The organism is Mesorhizobium sp. WSM4833 (assembly GCF_055811095.1).
In genome coordinates this window covers 58,926-76,784 of the sequence record NZ_JBVVQG010000003.1, presented here as the reverse complement: position 1 = coordinate 76,784, position 17,859 = coordinate 58,926, and the positions used below count along the sequence as shown (strand labels likewise).

The 17,859-nt window shown below is 64.3% G+C and carries 14 protein-coding genes; 7 read left to right on the top strand and 7 right to left on the bottom strand.

Translation table 11 applies throughout. The features are described 5' to 3' along the window. Nucleotides 1-6: 6 nt before the first annotated feature. The gene (locus AC0L2D_RS06310; RefSeq protein ID WP_127367910.1) at nucleotides 7-2,166 is read right to left on the bottom strand and encodes a hydantoinase/oxoprolinase family protein; all 2,160 of its coding nucleotides are present in this window, start codon (nucleotides 2,164-2,166) and stop codon (nucleotides 7-9) included. 112 nt (nucleotides 2,167-2,278) lie between these two features. On the opposite strand from AC0L2D_RS06310, the gene AC0L2D_RS06305 reads away from it, so the two are divergent. The 4 genes from AC0L2D_RS06305 to AC0L2D_RS06290 all read left to right on the top strand — a co-directional run bounded on the left by AC0L2D_RS06305 (nucleotide 2,279) and on the right by AC0L2D_RS06290 (nucleotide 8,520). Beyond that, nucleotides 2,279-3,058: a helix-turn-helix transcriptional regulator gene (locus AC0L2D_RS06305; RefSeq protein ID WP_063169873.1), complete on the top strand. Its 780-nt coding sequence runs from the start codon at nucleotides 2,279-2,281 to the stop codon at nucleotides 3,056-3,058. A 287-nt stretch (nucleotides 3,059-3,345) separates the two neighbouring features. After that, nucleotides 3,346-5,520 carry a dehydrogenase E1 component subunit alpha/beta gene (locus AC0L2D_RS06300; RefSeq protein ID WP_473540616.1) on the top strand — a complete coding sequence of 725 codons (2,175 nt, stop codon included), beginning with the start codon at nucleotides 3,346-3,348 and terminating at the stop codon, nucleotides 5,518-5,520. Nucleotides 5,521-5,608: 88 nt separating this feature from the next. Next, on the top strand, nucleotides 5,609-7,171 hold the full coding sequence (locus tag AC0L2D_RS06295; protein ID WP_164747171.1) for an ABC transporter substrate-binding protein: 1,563 nt from the start codon (nucleotides 5,609-5,611) through the stop codon (nucleotides 7,169-7,171). Nucleotides 7,172-7,290: 119 nt separating this feature from the next. Continuing rightward, on the top strand, nucleotides 7,291-8,520 hold the full coding sequence (locus AC0L2D_RS06290; RefSeq protein WP_275954166.1) for an aminotransferase class III-fold pyridoxal phosphate-dependent enzyme: 1,230 nt from the start codon (nucleotides 7,291-7,293) through the stop codon (nucleotides 8,518-8,520). A gap of 33 nt (nucleotides 8,521-8,553) precedes the next feature. Here the strand turns inward: AC0L2D_RS06290 and AC0L2D_RS06285 are convergent, their stop codons facing one another. After that, the gene (locus AC0L2D_RS06285; RefSeq protein WP_473540615.1) at nucleotides 8,554-9,291 is read right to left on the bottom strand and encodes a GntR family transcriptional regulator; all 738 of its coding nucleotides are present in this window, start codon (nucleotides 9,289-9,291) and stop codon (nucleotides 8,554-8,556) included. A 131-nt stretch (nucleotides 9,292-9,422) separates the two neighbouring features. Here AC0L2D_RS06285 and otnK point away from each other — a divergent pair, with 131 nt between their 5' ends. Further along, complete coding sequence (gene otnK, locus AC0L2D_RS06280; protein ID WP_050596412.1) at nucleotides 9,423-10,775, top strand: 3-oxo-tetronate kinase; 1,353 nt, start codon at nucleotides 9,423-9,425, stop codon at nucleotides 10,773-10,775. Next, entirely contained in the window at nucleotides 10,775-11,413 is a 639-nt protein-coding gene (locus AC0L2D_RS06275; protein ID WP_027164251.1) for a class II aldolase/adducin family protein, read from the top strand. The genes otnK and AC0L2D_RS06275 overlap by 1 nt, the downstream gene beginning before the upstream one ends. Nucleotides 11,414-11,576: 163 nt before the next feature. Here AC0L2D_RS06275 and AC0L2D_RS06270 read toward each other — a convergent pair whose 3' ends face one another. The 5 genes from AC0L2D_RS06270 to AC0L2D_RS06250 are packed head-to-tail and all read right to left on the bottom strand — an operon-like array spanning nucleotide 11,577 to nucleotide 16,847. Continuing rightward, nucleotides 11,577-12,848, bottom strand: coding sequence for a CaiB/BaiF CoA transferase family protein (locus AC0L2D_RS06270; protein WP_473540613.1), 1,272 nt, complete (start codon nucleotides 12,846-12,848; stop codon nucleotides 11,577-11,579). 35 nt (nucleotides 12,849-12,883) lie between these two features. Beyond that, complete coding sequence (locus tag AC0L2D_RS06265) at nucleotides 12,884-13,915, bottom strand: ABC transporter ATP-binding protein (protein ID WP_027164250.1); 1,032 nt, start codon at nucleotides 13,913-13,915, stop codon at nucleotides 12,884-12,886. Continuing rightward, on the bottom strand, nucleotides 13,912-14,988 hold the full coding sequence (locus AC0L2D_RS06260) for an ABC transporter ATP-binding protein (RefSeq protein ID WP_082826631.1): 1,077 nt from the start codon (nucleotides 14,986-14,988) through the stop codon (nucleotides 13,912-13,914). The genes AC0L2D_RS06265 and AC0L2D_RS06260 overlap by 4 nt, the downstream gene beginning before the upstream one ends. Before the next feature lie 3 nt (nucleotides 14,989-14,991). Next, nucleotides 14,992-15,834: an ABC transporter permease gene (locus tag AC0L2D_RS06255; protein ID WP_473540612.1), complete on the bottom strand. Its 843-nt coding sequence runs from the start codon at nucleotides 15,832-15,834 to the stop codon at nucleotides 14,992-14,994. Next, complete coding sequence (locus AC0L2D_RS06250; protein WP_063169870.1) at nucleotides 15,834-16,847, bottom strand: ABC transporter permease; 1,014 nt, start codon at nucleotides 16,845-16,847, stop codon at nucleotides 15,834-15,836. Before AC0L2D_RS06250 ends, AC0L2D_RS06255 begins: the two co-directional genes overlap by 1 nt. Nucleotides 16,848-16,970: 123 nt before the next feature. Here AC0L2D_RS06250 and AC0L2D_RS06245 point away from each other — a divergent pair, with 123 nt between their 5' ends. Then, nucleotides 16,971-17,843, top strand: a complete 873-nt coding sequence (locus tag AC0L2D_RS06245; protein WP_224673676.1) for an IclR family transcriptional regulator — start codon at nucleotides 16,971-16,973, stop codon at nucleotides 17,841-17,843. Nucleotides 17,844-17,859: the final 16 nt, after the last annotated feature.

Genomic DNA, 17,859 nt, shown 5'->3' with positions numbered 1-17,859 from the left:
GCCCTCTCAAGCGTGGGTGTAGTGCAGCAGCGTCCATTCATCGACATGGACGCGGTCCTGCGGATGAACGACGAGCGTGGTGGCGGGGTGTTCGATGATGGCCGGACCGATGACTTCGTGACCGGGCTGCAGCAGGTCCATCTCGTAGAGATTGGCCTTGTGCCAGCGTCCGCCGATATAGGCCTCACGCACGCCCTTGTGCGCGGAAGCCGGATCCGACTTGCCAAGCGGACGCTTGAGCAGCACCGGTTTGACCTTGTCGGCGGTGGCGATCAGCCCGAGTTCGGTGATGGTGAAGCCGGCCTCGCCGTAGCGCGACACGCGATGATTGACCTTGGCGTAGACCGCCTCGAACTCGTCGATAACACTGCGCATGTCGTCGGCCGAGTTGACCTCAGCCAGCGGCGCCATGACTTCGACATCCTCGAGCTGGCCGGTGTAGCGCATCATCAGGAACGGCACGGTCCTGATCTTCTCGCGCGCATGGCCGTCGGCGATCATCTCGTCGACCGCGGCCTTGGTCAGATCGTTCCAGACCGTGGTGACCTTGACGCCGAAGGCGGCCAGCGTCGCCTCATCGGCGCGTGACGGGATGTCGTGCTGCGTCGACACCGAATGCCGGCGCATGAAATCAGCCGTGGTGCAGCCGAAGGCGGAGAAGGCGGCCGCAAACTGGAAGGTGATGATGTCCTTGAAGCCGATGCCCCTGGAACAGCCGGCCAGGTGCAGCGGGCCAGAGCCGCCATAGGACAGCAGCGTGAACTCGGAGGGATGGATGCCCTGGCCCGAAATGACGCGGCGCAGCGCGTTGTTGGCGTCGGCCTCCAGCATGTCGATCATGCCTTCGGCGGCTTCCTCCAGCCCGACGCCCAGGATGTCGGAGCATTTCTCCTGGAAGGCGCGGCGGGCCTTTTCGACCTGCAGCACGACCTTGCCGCCGAGGAAATAGTGCGGGTTGAGCCGGCCGAGAATCGCATCGCAATCGGCAATGGTCGGTTCGGTGCCGCCCCTGGCGAAGCAAATCGGACCTGGATCGGAGCCGGCGCTTTCCGGTCCAAGCGAGACTTTCTTGGTCAGCGGATCGACCTTGAGGATCATGCCGGCGCCGGCACCGATCGTATCGAGGTGCAGCGTCGGCACGTTGAGCTTGAAGCGATCCATCAGCGGCTCGTTCTCGATCCGCGTCTGGCCGCGCGTGATAACGCCCATGTCGAAGGAGGTGCCGCCCATGTCCGAGCAGATCAGCGAATCATTGCCGATCAGCTTGCCGACATAGGCAGCACCGAGGATGCCGCCGATCGGGCCGGAGATCATGGTTTCATGCAGGCGCGGATGGTTGATCGAGGTCAGGCCGCCGAAGGAGAGCAGCGTCTGCACGCCATATTTGAAGCCGTATTTCTTCGAGACGTCCTCGATACCCCTAAGCTGCTTGCGGCCGCGCGAGGTGGCGTAGGCCTCGATCAGGACCGAGTTCAGCCGCGACTGCTCGCGGATGACCGGGCGGACCTCGTGGCTGGTGTAGACGATGATGTCGGCGCCGGCCTTGTCGACCTCTTCGCGGCAGATTTCCGCGATGCGCTTCTCGTGCACCGGATTGACGTGCGAGAAGATGGTCATGATGCAGATCGCTTCGACCTCGTCGGCGATCAGTTTTTTTGCGGCTGCAGAAACCTCGTGCTCATAGAGCGGCAGCACGACGTCGCCGAACTGGTCGATCCGCTCGGTGACGCCATGGGTGCGGCGGCGCGGCACCAGCGGATCGGGATGATGGTGGGTGACCGCATGCAGCCGGTCGGCGTAGGAATAATCGGCCCAGGCCTGCAGCCCGCGGCCCATCAGGATCATGTCCTCGAGGCCCTTGGTGGTGATCAGGCCGAGCCGGCGGCCGGTGCGCGACAACAGCGTGTTCAGCATGCCGGTGCCGGAATAGAGCACGACGTTGACGCCTGAAAACAATGATTCCAGCGAGATGCCCCAGGCATCCGCCGCGTCCTCGGCCGAGGCCAGAAAACCCTCGGCTTCGTTCTTCGGCGTGGTCGCCGACTTGCCGATCTTGAAGTGGCCGTCCTGATCGACAAGGATCGTGTCGGTCATGGTGCCGCCGGCGTCGATGCCGATGACGATTGGGTTGCCGACAATGGGGGCGGTGAGATTGGGTTGGGTCACGGTCGCCTCGGGATCTGGTCTAGGTTGACGCCAGGCTAGATTCATTGGATGGCCTCGCGCCATATGCCTAAAGACACAATGACGGTTGGGCTGACATCGCGGAGAAAAGGGCATGGGCATGGGCAATATCTGGGCGCCGCTCGCCAAAGCGATCGCCGCCATCGGCACGGACAGGCATGTCGACTGCCTGATCGACCTGATCGGCGCCGACATCGACCACGACCTCGTCACGGTGACGCGCTATTCGGCGACGCAGACACCCGAATTCATCAAGCACCGGCGCTTCTCGGATGAGATGGTCCGGCGCTATCTCCACAATTACTACGTGTTCGACCCGTTCTATGCCTCGTGGCGGCGCGAGCGCAGGTTGGGCATCATGCCGCTGAAACGGCTCGCCGACGACGAGGCCAAGCGCGGCCAGTACATTGCCGGCTTCCTGGCGCAGTCGGAGATCTGCGACGAGGTCGGCATCATGCTTGCCGATGGCGGCGACTGGTGCCTCGGCATCTTCCTCGACCGCTCGACCACGTCGTTCAAGGAGAGCGAGATCGCTTTGCTGGACGAGCGGTTGCCTGTATTCGAGGCGCTGCATGCGCTCGACATCAAGGCGCGCGGAACCAAATTCTCCCGCACGTCGGCGCCGACAGGCCCCGGCGCCTCGCCCCGGCAGGAGCCGACGATCCCGGCCAGTCTGTGGCCGGAGCTGTCGCTGCGCGAGCGGGAATTGGTTCAGTTGATCCTCGCCGGCCACCCGACGGCCAACATCGCCGAGCGCCTCGGCATCACCGTCGGCACGGTCAAGAACCATCGCCGGCGCATCTACGAGAAGCTCGACATCACCACCGAGCGGGAATTGTTTTTGCAGTTCTTCCAGCATCAGGCCGATCGCTAGCCGCTCGCTTACCCAGCCGATCCGCCAGCCGAATGCCTGATTTGCAGAGCCGCTCCCTCCGTGAATTGGTGCAGGGGGCTTGTCGCCGGAATGGCTCGAAAACTGGCTTCAAAATTCCTCTTGCGGAACGCCGCCGTCCCGGCTTAGTCTCGGCTTCGCACAGAAAATGAAATTTAATTCCATTTGTGCGGTGCCCGCAAGCCAGTGCAGTGCCCAGGAAAAGTGCCCGGACGCAATCGACTGAGAAAATATTTGATATATCATCTACCAGAACGGAAATAGCTGACATGGTCCAGCAGACATCGATCCAGCCATCGGCGCCCTGGTTGCGGCTCGACGTCGACGATTCGGACTGGAACGACGCCGAGGTTTCGAGCCTGGTGCGCTGGTATCAGCAGATGCTGCTCATCCGCCGTTTCGAGGAAAAAGTGCTCGATCTCGCCAATGCCGGGCTGGTGCATGGTCCGGCGCATGCCAGCATCGGACAAGAGGCGACGGCGGTCGGCGCCATGTCCGTGCTCGGTACGGGCGACCGCATCAACGGCACCCACCGCGCCCATCACCAGGTCTTGGCCAAGCTTGTCAACGCGCAGACGCCCGGCGGATTCGACCCGTTGCATGACGCTTTCAACCCGGACATGCAGGGCTCGGTGCGCGGCTTGATGGCCGAGATCATGGGCCTCAAGTCAGGCTATTGCGGCGGCCGTGGCGGCTCGATGCATATGCGCGACGATGCCTCCGGCATCCCTGGCACCAGCGCGATCATTGGCGGCAACCTGCCGCATGCGGCCGGCTATGCGCTGGCCGACAAGCTGCTCGGTACCGGCAACATCTCGGTCGCCTTTTTCGGCGACGGCACGATGATGGCGGGGCCGGCCTATGAGGCGATGAACATCGCCGCGCTCTACCGGCTGCCGGTGATTTTTTTCGCGGAAAACAATCTCTATGCCGTCTCGACGCACATCAACGAACAGACGCGCGAGACGCGGCTGGCCTCGCGCGGACCTATGCTCGGCTTTCGCGGCATCGAATGCGACGGCATGGATGTGGTGGCGGTCCACCGTGCCATGCGCGAGGCGCGCCGGGCGATCGAGGAAGACGGCGGCCCGGTGCTGGTCGAGGCGCTTTGCTACCGCTTCCTGCATCAGAGCGGCGCGCGCCCGGGTAGCGAATTCGGCTACCGCACGCGGGCCGAGGAAGACGCCTGGAAAGCGCGCGATCCGCTGGTCACGATGGCGGCTCGCCTGAAGACGATGGGCATTTTGAACGCTTCCGACCTCGGCACACTCGACCAGCGCGTCATGGAGGTGGTCAACACCGCTGCCGATTCGCTCACCGAAATGAGTGGCAACGCGCTGCGCATTCCCGACCATCTGTGGCCGGACCCAGGCGGCGTCGACAACCAGATACGCGGTGATCTTTCCGAACTGAAGGGCGAGCGTTTCCTCGAGATCGAGGATATGCCGCCAGCCGACACCAGGCCGGTCAAGTTCATGGTTGCCGCGTCCGAGGTGATTGCGCGCGCCATGGAAAAGGATTCGCGCATCATTATCATGGGCGAGGATGTGCACCGGCTGCGCGGCGGCGTTTCGGGCGCCACAAAGGGTGCGCTGGAACGCTGGCCGGAGCGTGTACTGGCAATGCCCATCGCCGAGAATGGTTTTGTCGGCGTGGCGCTGGGTGCAGCGCTTTGCGGCCTGCGGCCGATCGTCGAGATCATGTTCGGCGATTTCTGCCTGGTTGCAGCCGACCAGCTGTTCAACGCGGTCAGCAAGGTGCGCCACATGTTCGGCGGCGGCTTCCCGGTGCCGATCGTGGTCCGGGCGCGCGTCTCGCCGCACACCGGCTACGGCTCGCAGCATTCGGGCGATCCGTCCGGCCTGTTCGCGCTGTTTCCCGGCTGGCGCATCGTCGCCCCGACGACGCCCTTCGACTATATCGGCCTGATGAATTCGGCGCTGAAATGCGACGATCCGGTCGTCGTCATCGAGCATGTCGAACTGTTCCCGAGCGAAGGGCCTGTGCCTGCGGATGACCGCGATTATTGCGTGCGACTCGGCAAGGCGAAAACCGTCAGGCCGGGCAGTGCCTGCACCTTGCTCACCAGTGCCAGCATGGTCGCCGTCGCCAAGCAGGTGGTCGAGGAGACCGGCGTCGATGCCGAGATCATCGATCTGCGCAGCCTCGACCCGACCGGGCTCGACTGGCCGCTGGTGGAGGCCTCGATCCGCAAGACCAACCGGGTGGCCGTCGTCGAGCAGGTGCAGCGTGGACTGTCGCTTGGCGGACGGCTGACACAAGAGATTCAGGATCGCGTGTTCGACTATCTCGATCACGAGATCCTGCATGTGACGGGAAGCCTCTCGGCTCCCGTCGTATCGGCCCCGCTCAACCGCGCCGCACTGGGCGGCGCTGATAAGCTCAAGGCCGCGCTTCAATCCCTCATTGCCGTGGGTGGATAGAGCAACGCATTGCCACAAAGATCTGACAAGAAAATGGGAGAATGAAATGGACATGACGATCCTACCAAGAGCCAAGACCAGGGCGACGATGCTGGCGGCCGTGCTGCTGGCCACCAGCGCCTTCTGGGCGCCTGCCACCTTCGCGCAGGACAGCAAGCCGCTGGTCATCGCGCGTAACATCGACCTCAATTCGCTCGATCCGCACCGCGCCTTCTGCGACACCTGCCAGATCTACAATTCCAGCGTCTACGAATCGCTGCTGACGCTGGACAAGGACAACAAGCTGATCCCGCTGCTCGCCTCGAAGTGGGAAGGCAATGCCGACCAGAGCAGCTTCACCTTCACGCTCGACCCGGCCGCCAAATTCTCGGACGGTTCGCCTGTCGAAGCCAAGGACGTCAAATGGTCCTGGGAGCGGCTGAAGAACCTCAAGGGCAGCGCCTCGTTCCTGATGGACAATGTCGCCTCGATCGAGACTCCGGACGCGCATACGGTCGTCGTCAAGATGGTCGCGCCGAGCTCCGAATTCCTCAACATCGCGGCGGCGCCCTACGCAGCGGTCGTCAATAGCAAGGTTGCTTCCGAAGCCGGCGCCAAGGCCGATGCGGACGCCTCGACGACAGACAATGCCGAGGCCTGGTTCCTGGCCCATTCGGCCGGCAGCGCGCCGTTCGTGCTGAAATCCTATGAGCCCAATTCGGAACTGCGGCTGGCGCGCAACGACAAGTACTGGCGCACGGCGCCGGCGCTGAGCGAAGTCGTCATACGCCAGACCAAGGATGCGGTGGCGCAGGCGCAGATGCTGCAGAGCGGCACCGCCGATATCGCCATGCAGATCGACCCGGACACGGCCAAGACGATGACCGGCAGCGACGTCAAGATCGAGACCGTGCCGTCCTACAACTTCATCTATGTGGCGCTGTCGCCCGGCGCCAAGGCCAACAAGGTGCCGCTGACGCCCGAAGTGCGCGAGGCCATTTCGCTCGGTCTCGACCGTCCTGCTATCCTCGACTTCACCATCGGCTCCGAGGGTCAGCTGATCAGCGCGCCGATCCCGCTCGGCTTCCCCGGCGGTTCGGGCTTCGAGGCGCAGCCCTATGACGTTGCCAAGGCAAAGGAACTTCTGGCCAAGGCCGGACACGCCGACGGCTTCGAGATGGAGGCAGCGTTCCCCGGCATGAACGTCTACGGCGTCGATCTCTCGCTCTTGATGCAGAAGGTTCAGCAGGATTTGGCCAAGATCAACATCAAGCTCGACCTGCAGCCGATCCCCTTCGCCAATTGGCGCGAGCGCGTCAATGGCGACGGCATCCCAATGACGGCGGTGTTCTACGCGCCGGACTATTACGGCACCTCGCAATACATCGACTATTTCGCCATGACGAAGGGCAGCCCTTGGTCGCGCCGTGCCGGCGCGGAGCGCGACCCGTCGGTGCTCAACCCGAAGGAAGCGGATATCTACAAGGCAGCCCTTGCGGCAAGCGGCGACGAGGCCGCCAAGCTGTGGCACCAGGCCGGCGAGGAGATGATCAAGGACAGGATCATCCTGCCGCTGATCAGCCCGAACCTGATCCTGGCCTACAAGTCGGACGTCAAGGGCGTGCGCTACAGCGCCTGCTGCAACCTGCCGCTGGCAGAACTCAGCCACTGAGCAAAACAATACGGGGAGGCGACAGTCGCCTCCCTGTTCTCCATCCCGGAAGGCCAGCAAATCCTGTTCTTCCAACATCAAATTCAATATATGATATATCAATGAGCGGAGACCTCGTCATGCCTTCCCTGATCAACTCCAAGGACCAGTTGCTGCGCGAGCGTGCGGCCTCGGTCATTCCGGGCGGCATGTGGGGACACATGGCGACGCGCTATCTCGGCTCCGCCTATCCACAATTCTTCGAACGCGCCGACGGCTGCCGGGTCTGGGACGTCGACGGGCACGAATACATCGACCTGATGTGCAGTTGGGGGCCCAACATTCTCGGCCACCATCATCAAGCAGTCGAAGAGGCTGCCGCCCGGCAGCGTCGCCTCGGCGATGCGATGAACGGCCCCGGCGAGGTATTGGTCGAACTGGCGGAGCTGCTGGTCAAGACGGTCGCGCATGCCGACTGGGCAATGCTGCAGAAGAACGGCACCGACGCCACCACGGCCTGCGTGACGATCGCGCGCGCCGGCACCGGCCGACGCAAGGTGCTGGTCGCGCGCGGCTCCTATCACGGCGCCGTGCCGTGGTGCACGCCATCGCTGGCCGGCGTCACCGCCGAGGACCGCGCCCATCTGATCCATTTCGACTACAATGACGTCGCCAGCCTCGAAGCGGCCGTCGAGCAGGCCGGCAACGATCTCGCTGCTGTCGTCGTCACTGCCTTCCGGCACGACATCGCCCGCGACCAGGAACTGCCGACCGCCGCCTTCGCCAAACGGGCGCGCGAACTCACCACCGCTGCCGATGCGGCATTGATCGTCGACGATGTGCGCGCCGGCTTCCGCATCGACCTCGCCGGTAGCTGGGAGCCGCTCGGCGTACGGCCGGACCTGTCCGCCTTCTCGAAGGCGATCGCCAATGGCTATCCGCTGGCCGCCATCGCAGGCACCGACCGGTTTCGCGAAGCCGCGACCAAGGTCTATGTGACGGGTTCTTTCTGGTACGGCGCCGTCGCAATGGCCGCGGCGATCGCCACCATCAGCACGCTGCGCGATACCGACGCCGTCACCCACATGACACAGGCCGGCGACAGGCTGCGCTCAGGCCTCGATGCTGCAGCGAAGAAGCATGGTCTTTCGCTGCGACAGACAGGTCCGGTGTCGATGCCGATGGTGCTGTTCGACGGCGATGCCGAATTCAAGCTAGCCAACGCATTCTGCTCGGCCGCCTTGCGCGAAGGCGCTTATTTCCATCCCCGGCACAACATGTTCCTGAGTGCTGCGCACACCGCAAAAGATATAGATCTCGCCCTGCAGGCTGCCGATGCGGGCATGGCCGCCGCGGCGCAGGTGGCGTGACCGGCGCCAATGCGGTGGAAAGGAACAAACTGTTCAGCCGGTGGCCGACACCAGTCGGCCGTTCTGCGCAGCGCGGCGCAGTTCCTCCGGCGTGACCGCGCCGTCGTTCAGCCGTTCGAGAACGTTGACCAGCAGGCGGCCGCCTTCGATCATGTCCTGCTGAATGCCCTTGCGCACACCGTTCTCGTCGCGCGCCCGCAGCGCTTCAAGAATGTCGAGATGCCGGTGGCGGCCGTCATAGGTCGGCCGGGCGTGCGGGTACTGGTAGTTCACCAGCGGTCCGTTGCGCAGCCAGATTCCCTCGATGATGGCCAGCAGCTCCGGCATTTGCGCCGCCTGGTAGATCGAGTGATGGAATTCCCAATTGTCGCGGACGGCTTCGAACCAGCGGCCATTGTCCTCGTTGGCAATGAGTTTCTCATGCACCGCCGCCAGACGGTCGATCTCGCGCGGCTCGATGCGCGTCGTTGCCGCGGCACCCGCCATGCCTTCGAGATGCAACCTGATGCTGCGCAGTTCCAGATACTGAGCCAGCGACAGCTGGGCGACGGTGATCGAACGGCCGGCCTCCATCTCCAGGCCTTTTTCGCGCACCAACTGGATCAGCGCCTCGCGCACCGGCGTCTCAGACACCTGAAGGCTGGCGGCAAGGTCGCGGATCTTGAAGCGATGGCCCGGCCAGAAACGGCCTTCCATCATGGCACGGCGAAGCTCCTCATAGACACGCGTCGTCAGATTGTCGCGCGCGATCGGCGCGATAGAAGCAGTCACATCCGCTCTCCGTTCTTGCAACAGCGCAAGCGTCGCCTGCGTCGCGTGGGCTGTGTATATGATACCACGAATGGCCTGACCACCGACATGAGACAAGCCGCCCCGAAACCGGCAGACATGAGACGGGCCGCATGACCGCGTCGATGCCTTCCTTGCTGTTCGGCGCCATTGCCGACGATCTGACCGGCGGCACCGAGCTGGCGTCGATGCTGGTCGCGCGCGGCATTCCGACGGGATGCACGGTCGGGCTGGACGCGCCGATCCCATCAGGCAATCTTGCCCATGTGATTCTGCTGAAGACCCGCGTCATCGCAGCCAGCGATGCGGTGCGCCAGGTGCTGGAGGCCGCGGACCGGCTGGTCGAAGCTGGCGCGCGGCAGATCTTCTTCAAATATTGCGCCACCTTCGATTCGACGCCCGCGGGCAATATCGGTCCTTGCGCCGAAGCGCTGCTCGAGCGCCTTGGCGGCGGCGTCACACTGTTCGCCCCTGCGCTGTGTGAGACTGGGCGCACCGTCTATCAGGGGCATATGTTCGGCGGTCCCCAGCTGCTTGCTGAGTCGCCCAAGCGCTTCGATCCGCTGACGCCGATGACCGATTCCAATCTGGTTCGCGTGCTGCAGGCGCAGAGCAGGGGCAAGGTCGGGCTGGTGCCCTATCTCGTCGTCGACGCCGGCGCTGGAGCCATCCGAAGCGCTATACGAGCACACAGCGCGCGTGGCGAGACGCTGCTGGTCACCGACACCATCCGCGAGCGCGATCTGGCGGCGATCGCGGAAGCCACCTTCGACCTGCCGCTGATGACCGGTAATTCCTCAGTCGCCGCGCATCTGCCACCGGCCTGGCTCACGCATGGGCTGCTGGATTCAGGCGATCTCGTTGCCGCCAGCCTGCCGGCCGTCGAAGGGCCGGCAGCGGTGCTGGCCGGCAGCGTCGCCGACCGCACCATCGAACAGCTCGAGCGTTTTGCGCAAAACAATCCACTGCTGACGATTGACCTTGCCAGCGCCTTTGCCGGCGCCGATGTCATGGCCGAAGCGCGTACCTTCGCCCAACGGCATTTGCCCGGCGCGATGATCGCCATTGCTACGACAGCGCCGCAAGCGACCGTCGAAGCGCTGCAGCAGGCGCACGGCCGCGATATGGTGGCGGCAAGGGCGGAAGAGATCCTGGCCGGGATTGCCCAGATTCTGGTGCGCGAACTCGGCGTCCGCCGGCTCGTCGTCGCCGGCGGCGAGACCGCCGGTTCGGTGGTGAAGGCGCTCGGCATCGACCGGATCGCCATGGGCGCCTATGAGGGCCCCGGACTGTCGCGCGCCATCGCTCACCTCCCCGGCCGGCCCTCCGATCCGCTGGCGCTGATGCTGAAATCGGGAAAGCTCGGCGGCCCCGATATCTTCACCGACGTTCTGCAAGACATGACACGGCCGAGCACTATTGCGCCGGCGATCGACACATGGCCACCGGCAAGGAGAGCATCGTGATGGAACTCGAAATCGAACGCACGAGCCTGATCACCGCGACGCAGACGCTGGACGCCAGCGGGATGAATGTCGGCACCACCGGAAACATCAGCGTGCGCACGACAGGCGGCATGCTGATCACGCCGACGGGAATAGCCACAAGCGCCTTGCGGCCGGAGCAGATGGTGGCGATGCAGCTCGATGGATCCTGGGACGGTGCGTTCCGGCCGTCGAGCGAATGGGAGATGCACGCCGAGATCTACAAGGCGTTTCCCGAGGCCGGCGCCGTCGTGCATGCCCATCCCGACCATTGCGTGGCGCTGTCGTGCCTGCGTGAACCGCTGCCGCTGTTCCACTACATGGTGGCGGGCTTCGGCGGCGATGATGTGCGCTGCTCGGACTATGCGCTTTTCGCGTCAAGCGAACTGGCCAAGGTTGCCGTCGTCGCGCTCAAGGACCGCACGGCTTGCCTGCTCGCCAATCATGGCATGATCGCCTTCGGCGGCGATCTCGACACGGCGCTCATCCGCACCATCAAGCTGGAAACCCTGGCGCGGCAGTACCTTTTGGCGCGCAGCGCCGGCACGCCGGTGCTCATCGAGGGCAGCGAGATCCCCGCCATTCGCGGGCGCTACAAGAATTACGGCCAGCAGAAGTAGCCGGCCGAGCAATTCCAGAAAAGGTGAAGCGGTTTCCCGGGAAAAGCGCATAGCGCTCTCTCCAGGGGATTGCGCCAAAACAAGGAACGGCGCTTCGCCCTCTTGAAGAACCATTCAGTCGACCTGCAAATGCGAGACGAAGGCCCGTCAGGCTCCATGAAGATCAGGCGGGGATCGGTTCGGCGGCCGGCGTATAGACGCCGATGGCGCCGGTGCCGATCAGCTGGTCGATGATCTCGGCGCTATAGCCGAGCACGTCGGCCAGCACCGCAGCTGTGTCCTGGCCCAGCATCGGCGGCGCGGTGAAGTCCGCGGTCAGCTGCGCGGCAAGTCCCTGCGCCGGGCGCACCATGGCGACGGAGCCGAGATGCGGATGCGGCAAGGTCTGGACGAGGCCACGCTCGCGCACATTGGGACTGTCGAAGACTTCCGGTATCGATTTTACCGTGCCGGCCGGCACGCTGGCGGCGGCACAGGTGGCCATCCAGTGGTCACGTGGCTTGGTCTTGAAGACGGCGGCTAGTTGCGGGATCAGCGCCTCACGGTTGGTGGCGCGCGCCCCTGCTTTGATGAAGCGCGCATCCCCAGCCAGATGTGGCAGATCAACGACCTTCTCGCACAGCGCCGCGAACTGGCGGTCATTGCCGACCGCCAGCGCAAAGCTGCCATCGGAGGCTTCGAATATCTGATAGGGAACGACCGTCGGATGGGCATTGCCGTAGCGGGCGACCTCTTGGCCGGTGTTAAGGTAACCGCTGCCGACATTGATCAGCAGGCTGACCGCGCAGTCGATCAGCGACAGGTCGAGGAACTGGCCCTTGCCGGTCGTCGCGCGCTCGAAAAGCGCTGCCAGGATGGACTGAGTGGCGACCATGCCGCAGACGATGTCGGTGATGGCGACGCCGACGCGCATCGGCTCGCCATTGCTCTCGCCGGTGATGGCCATCAGGCCGCTTTCGGCCTGCATGACGAAATCATAGCCGGGCCGTCCGGCATCGGGTCCGGTCTGGCCGTAGCCGGAGATCGAACAGTAGATCAGGCGCGGGTTTGACGCGCTCAGCTCCTTGAACCCGACGCCGAGCCTATCGGCGGTACCTGAGCGGAAATTCTCGACGACGATGTCGGCCTTGGCCGCCAGCTCGCGCACGATCGTCAGCCCCTGCGGGCTTTTCATGTCGAGCGCGATGCTCTGCTTGCCGCGATTGGCGCAGAGATAGTAGGTCGAGACACCCTTGTAGCTCGGCACCGACCACGCCCTGGTGTCGTCGCCGCCGTCGATGTTCTCGATCTTCCAGATCTCGGCGCCGAGATCGGCAAGGCTCATCGTTGCCCACGGCCCGGCCAGCACACGCGAGAGATCGAGAACCTTGATGCCTTCGAGCGGCAAGCGCGCGGGTTCTGCCGTACCGGCATTCGCGGAATGGTCCTCAGTCACGATCAAAATTCCTTCGGGTGAATTCGGCAAGCCACTCAGACAGCCCTGAAAGTGTTGACCGGCTCCGGGAAATGGCAGGCGACCCGATGCGAACCACCGGCCGGATCGAGCGGCGGTTCGACGGCAGCGCAGATCGCCTGCGCCTTGAAGCAGCGCGTGCGGAAGCGGCAGCCGGATGGCGGGTTGAGCGGGCTCGGCACATCGCCGCTCAGCACGATGCGCTCGCGCTTGCGCTCCTTCTCGGGATTGGCGAGCGGCACCGCCGACAGCAGCGCCTGGGTGTAGGGATGCAGCGCCCTCGAATAGAGTTCGGCCGCCGGCGCGATCTCGACGATCTTGCCGAGATACATCACCGCCACCTGATGCGAGATGTGGCGCACGACGGACAGATCATGCGCGATGAACAGATAGGAGGTGCCGAAGGATTGCTGGATGTCCTTGAGCAAATTGAGCACGCCGGCCTGCACCGAAACGTCGAGGGCCGAAACCGGCTCGTCGAGGATCACCACTTGCGGATTGAGTGCCAGCGCGCGGGCAATGACGACGCGCTGGCGCTGGCCGCCGGACAGTTCGTGCGGATAGCGCTTGCCATGCTCGGGATTGAGCCGCACCAGTTCGAGCAATTCGGCGACGCGCGCGCGGCGGTCGGCCGCCGACATGTCGCTCATGCGCAGCGGCTCGGCGATGTTGTCGGCAATGCGCATGCGCGGATGCAGCGACCCGTAGGGATCCTGGAAGACGAGCTGGATGTAGCGCCGCATCAGGCGCATGTCTTCGTGATTGAGCGCGAGCAGGTTCTGGCCACGGAACCAGCTTTCGCCGCTGGTCGGCTCGATCAGCCGCATCAGGCAGCGCCCGAGGGTCGACTTGCCGCAACCGGATTCACCGACCAGACCCAGCGTTTCGCCCGGTGCTACGTCGAACGAGACATCGGCGACCGCACGGACATGGGCAACGGCACGGTCGAAGACGAGGCCGCCGCGAACCGGAAAGTCCTTGACGAGATGGCGAACAGAAAGCGCAGCCGCCGGTTTGGTTTCCGCCTGGAGTTGCTCCGCTGCGCTCATGAGGCCACGTCTCCACTGTCCAGGCTCGCCGCCGCCAGCACAGCACTGTGGAAGGGCGGCAAGGTCGTCGCGAAATGACAGGCCGAGAACCGGCCGCCGACATCGTGCAAAGGCGGGTCCTCGGTCCGGCAGCGTGCCGCGGCATAAATGCAGCGCGGATGGAAGGCGCAGCCGCCGGGCAAGCGCCCAAGTGCGGGCGGCGAACCGTCGATCGAGAACAGCCGCTCGCGGCTTTCCTCGAGGTTGGGGATCGAGGCGATCAGGCCACGCGTGTAAGGATGGCGCGGATCGGCGAACAGCTCGGATACGCCTGCCTGTTCGACGACACGGCCGGAATAGACGACCGCGACGCGGTCGGCATGGCCGGCGACGACGCCGAGATCATGGGTGATCAGCACCAGGCCGAGGCCGAGCCGTTCCTGCAGCGAGCGCAGCACGGCCAGGATCTGTGCCTGCACCGTGACATCGAGCGCCGTGGTCGGTTCGTCGGCAATCAACAGGTCAGGATCGTTGGCGACGGCCATGGCGATAACCGCGCGTTGGCGCATGCCGCCGGAGAATTCATGCGGATACTGGTTGACCCGGCGCTCCGGCTGCGGGATCGCCACCAGATGGAGCAATTCGACCGCGCGCGTCATCGCCTGTTTGCGTGTCACGCGCTGATGCAGCCTGACCGCCTCGGCAATCTGGGCGCCGACGGTCATCACCGGATTGAGCGAGGACAGCGGGTCCTGAAAAATCATGGCGATGCGCGCGCCCCTGATCTTGCGCATCTCGCGCGCCGGTTTGCCGACCAGTTCGTCGCCGTTGAAGCGGACCGAGCCGGTGACCACCGCGTTCTTTGACGTGAGGCCGAGCGCGGCGAGCATGCCGACGGACTTGCCCGAGCCGGACTCACCGACAATGCCGACCACTTCGCCCTTGGCGACGTCGAGGTCGATCCCGCGAACCGCTTCGAACTGACTGCCGGCCTTGCGGAATCCGACCCGCAGACCGCGTATGGACAGCAGCGGCTCGCGCTCGCCCACCTTGTCGACTGCGCCCGGTGGCGCTGAGGAAATCTGTGCGCTCATCGCCTAGTCCGACCTTGGATCGAGAATGTCGCGCAAGCCGTCGCCTATGAAGTTAAAGCCGAGCACGATGGTGAGGATGGCGACGCCGGGACCGAAGGCGATCCACCATTGATAGAAATGAACGGCGCCATCGGAGATCATCGAGCCCCATTCGGGTGTCGGCGGCGTGGCGCCGAGGCCGATGAAGCTGAGCGACGCGGCAAGCAGCACGACCTGGCCCAAATCCATTGTCGCGCTGATCAGCACCGGGGTCCAGCAAAGCGGCAATATGTGCGTGAACAGCACGCGCCGCGGCCTGGCGCCGGCGGCGATTGCCGCCTCGACATGCTCGCGCTCCTTCACTTCCAATACCTGCGCCCGCATCAGCCGGGCGTAGACGGGCCACCAGACGAGCACCATGGCGATGGCGGCATTGCCGAGGCCTGGTCCGAGCGACGCCGCGACGGCCATGGCCAGCAGCATCGGCGGAAAGGACAGAGTGACGTCGACAAGCCGCATGATCGCCGCGCCGGTCAATCCGCCGACGAAGCCGGAAATGGCGCCGAGCAGCGAGCCTATGATCACTGCAGAGACGACGACCAGAACCGCGATCGGCAGCGAATGCGCGGCCCCGTGCAGAGTGCGGGCCAGCACATCGCGGCCGAGTGCGTCGGTACCCAGCCAATGCGCCCAGCTTGGCGCCTGAAGCCGGCGTGCGACCATTTCGAGCGGATCGAACTGCACGACCAGGTTGGGGAATACGGTCATGAACAGCCAGAACAGGATGACGACCGTGCCGATGACCAATGGCGCGGTCAGCCATTCGGGAACCGTCGAGGAGCGGGACTTGGTGACGACGACCGCCATCAGCTCAACCTCACGCGCGGATTGGCCACGACATAGAGTATGTCGGTGATAAGATTGGTGACCAGGAAGGCAAGGCCGCCGACGATGGTGACGCCGATGATCGCCGGGAAGTCGAGCGCACGCGCTGCCTCCACGGCATAGGATCCCATGCCCGGCCAGGAAAAGATGGTCTCGGTCAGCACCGCGCCAGTGATCAGATAGGCGAAGGAATAGCCGATGACGGTCAGGGTCGGCACCATGGTGTTGCGCAACGCGTGGACGATGACGACGCGGAATTCGCTCGCCCCCTTAGCGCGCGCGGTGAGCACGAACTCGCGGCTCATCACATCAAGCATGTTGGCGCGCACCAGCCGCGATATGGTGCCGGAAACCGTCCAGCCGAGGACGAAGGCCGGCAGAAGCAGGTGCCAGAGCGCGTCCTTGAGGACGGTCCAGTCGCCAGCCAGAAGCGAATCGATGGTCAGGAAGCCGGTGATGCCGGGCGGCAATGCCAAGCGGGCATCGACCCTGCCCGGCCCCGGCAGCCAGTTCAGCATGACGGAGAAGATGAACAACAGGCCGAGCCCCGACCAGAACACCGGCAGCGAAGAGCCGAACAAGGCGAACAGCCGCGCGCCATGGTCGATCAGGCTGTTGCGGAAATAGGCGGCCAGCACACCAAGCACGATGCCGAGCGTGGTGCCGAAGATCATCGCGGCGAAAACCAGTTCGAGCGTTGCCGGCAAGCGGTAGAGAATGTCGGTGCCGACATTGCGCTTGGTGATGAACGAGGTGCCAAGATCGCCGCTCAGCAGATTACCAAGATATATCATATAGCGTTCCGGCAAAGGACGATCGAGACCCCAACGCGTCTTGGCGGCGGCCACCACTTCGGGGTTGCTCATCTGCTGTTCGGCGACAATCGCGGTCAGCGGATCCCCCTTGGTCACCGTGGTGATCAGGAAGGCGATGGTGACGATGCCGAGCACCAGAAACGGCATTGCGATAAGCCGGCGCAAAATATAGCGAGACACGTGGCTACCTTCACAAGGAGGGGCTTCGTAAGATGGCACAAGGCGCTGGGACATGCCATCGACGGAAACATATTGACAGCCCGCGAAAGCCGCTGTCAATATAAATGGAATTTAATTTCATTTTTGATCGACAGTGCCGACGTCACCGGCCCGACAGGCGGACGACGACGCCAGAAAGACCTCAGCGTGCGCAAGCGAGCCACCAGGGACGAGACGGAGCTTGAAGGCGAAGGCGCACAACTTTCGTCGTCGCTGGTGCGCGGGCTCGGCATCCTGCGCGCCTTCCGGCCGGGCGACGCCTCGCTCGGCAACCAGGACATCATTGCCCGCACCGGCCTGCCCAAAGCCACGGTGTCGCGCATCACCTATACGCTGAGCGCGCTCGGCTACCTCCTGTACGACAAGGATCTCGGCCGCTACAGCCTGGGGTCGGCTACCGTGGCGCTCGGCTATTCGGCGCTCAGTTCAAGCGCCGTCGTGCACGTCGCCCGGCCGCTGATGCAGCCGCTGGCCGATTTGACGGGGGCGGCGGTGGCGCTCGGCACGCGCGACAGCCTCAACATGGTGTATCTAGCCAATTGCCGGTCGGAGAGCCTTGTCACGCTGCGGCTCAACCCGGGCTCCTATCTGCCGATCTGGAAGACATCGATGGGGCTGGCCTATGCGGCGGCCCTTTCACCCGAGGAGCGCGTCAGACTTGTACGGGCTTTGCAGGAGGCGGAGCCGGACAAGGCAGCGATGATCGCGGCGGCGATCGACGATGCGATCGCCCAATATGCACGCCAGGGCTATGTGACGTCGTTCGGCGCCTGGCACAGCTACATCCATGCAGTCGGCGTGCCGTTCCGCCCGCGTGACGGCTCGCCGCTGGTTGCCATCACCTGCGGCGGCATCGGCGAGATCATCACCGAGGACCGCGCGCATGCCGAGATCGGACCGGCGCTGGTGGCGATGGTGAAAGCACTGGGCGACCAACTCGAGGGAATTCCCGTGTAATCCCGGCACGGGATTG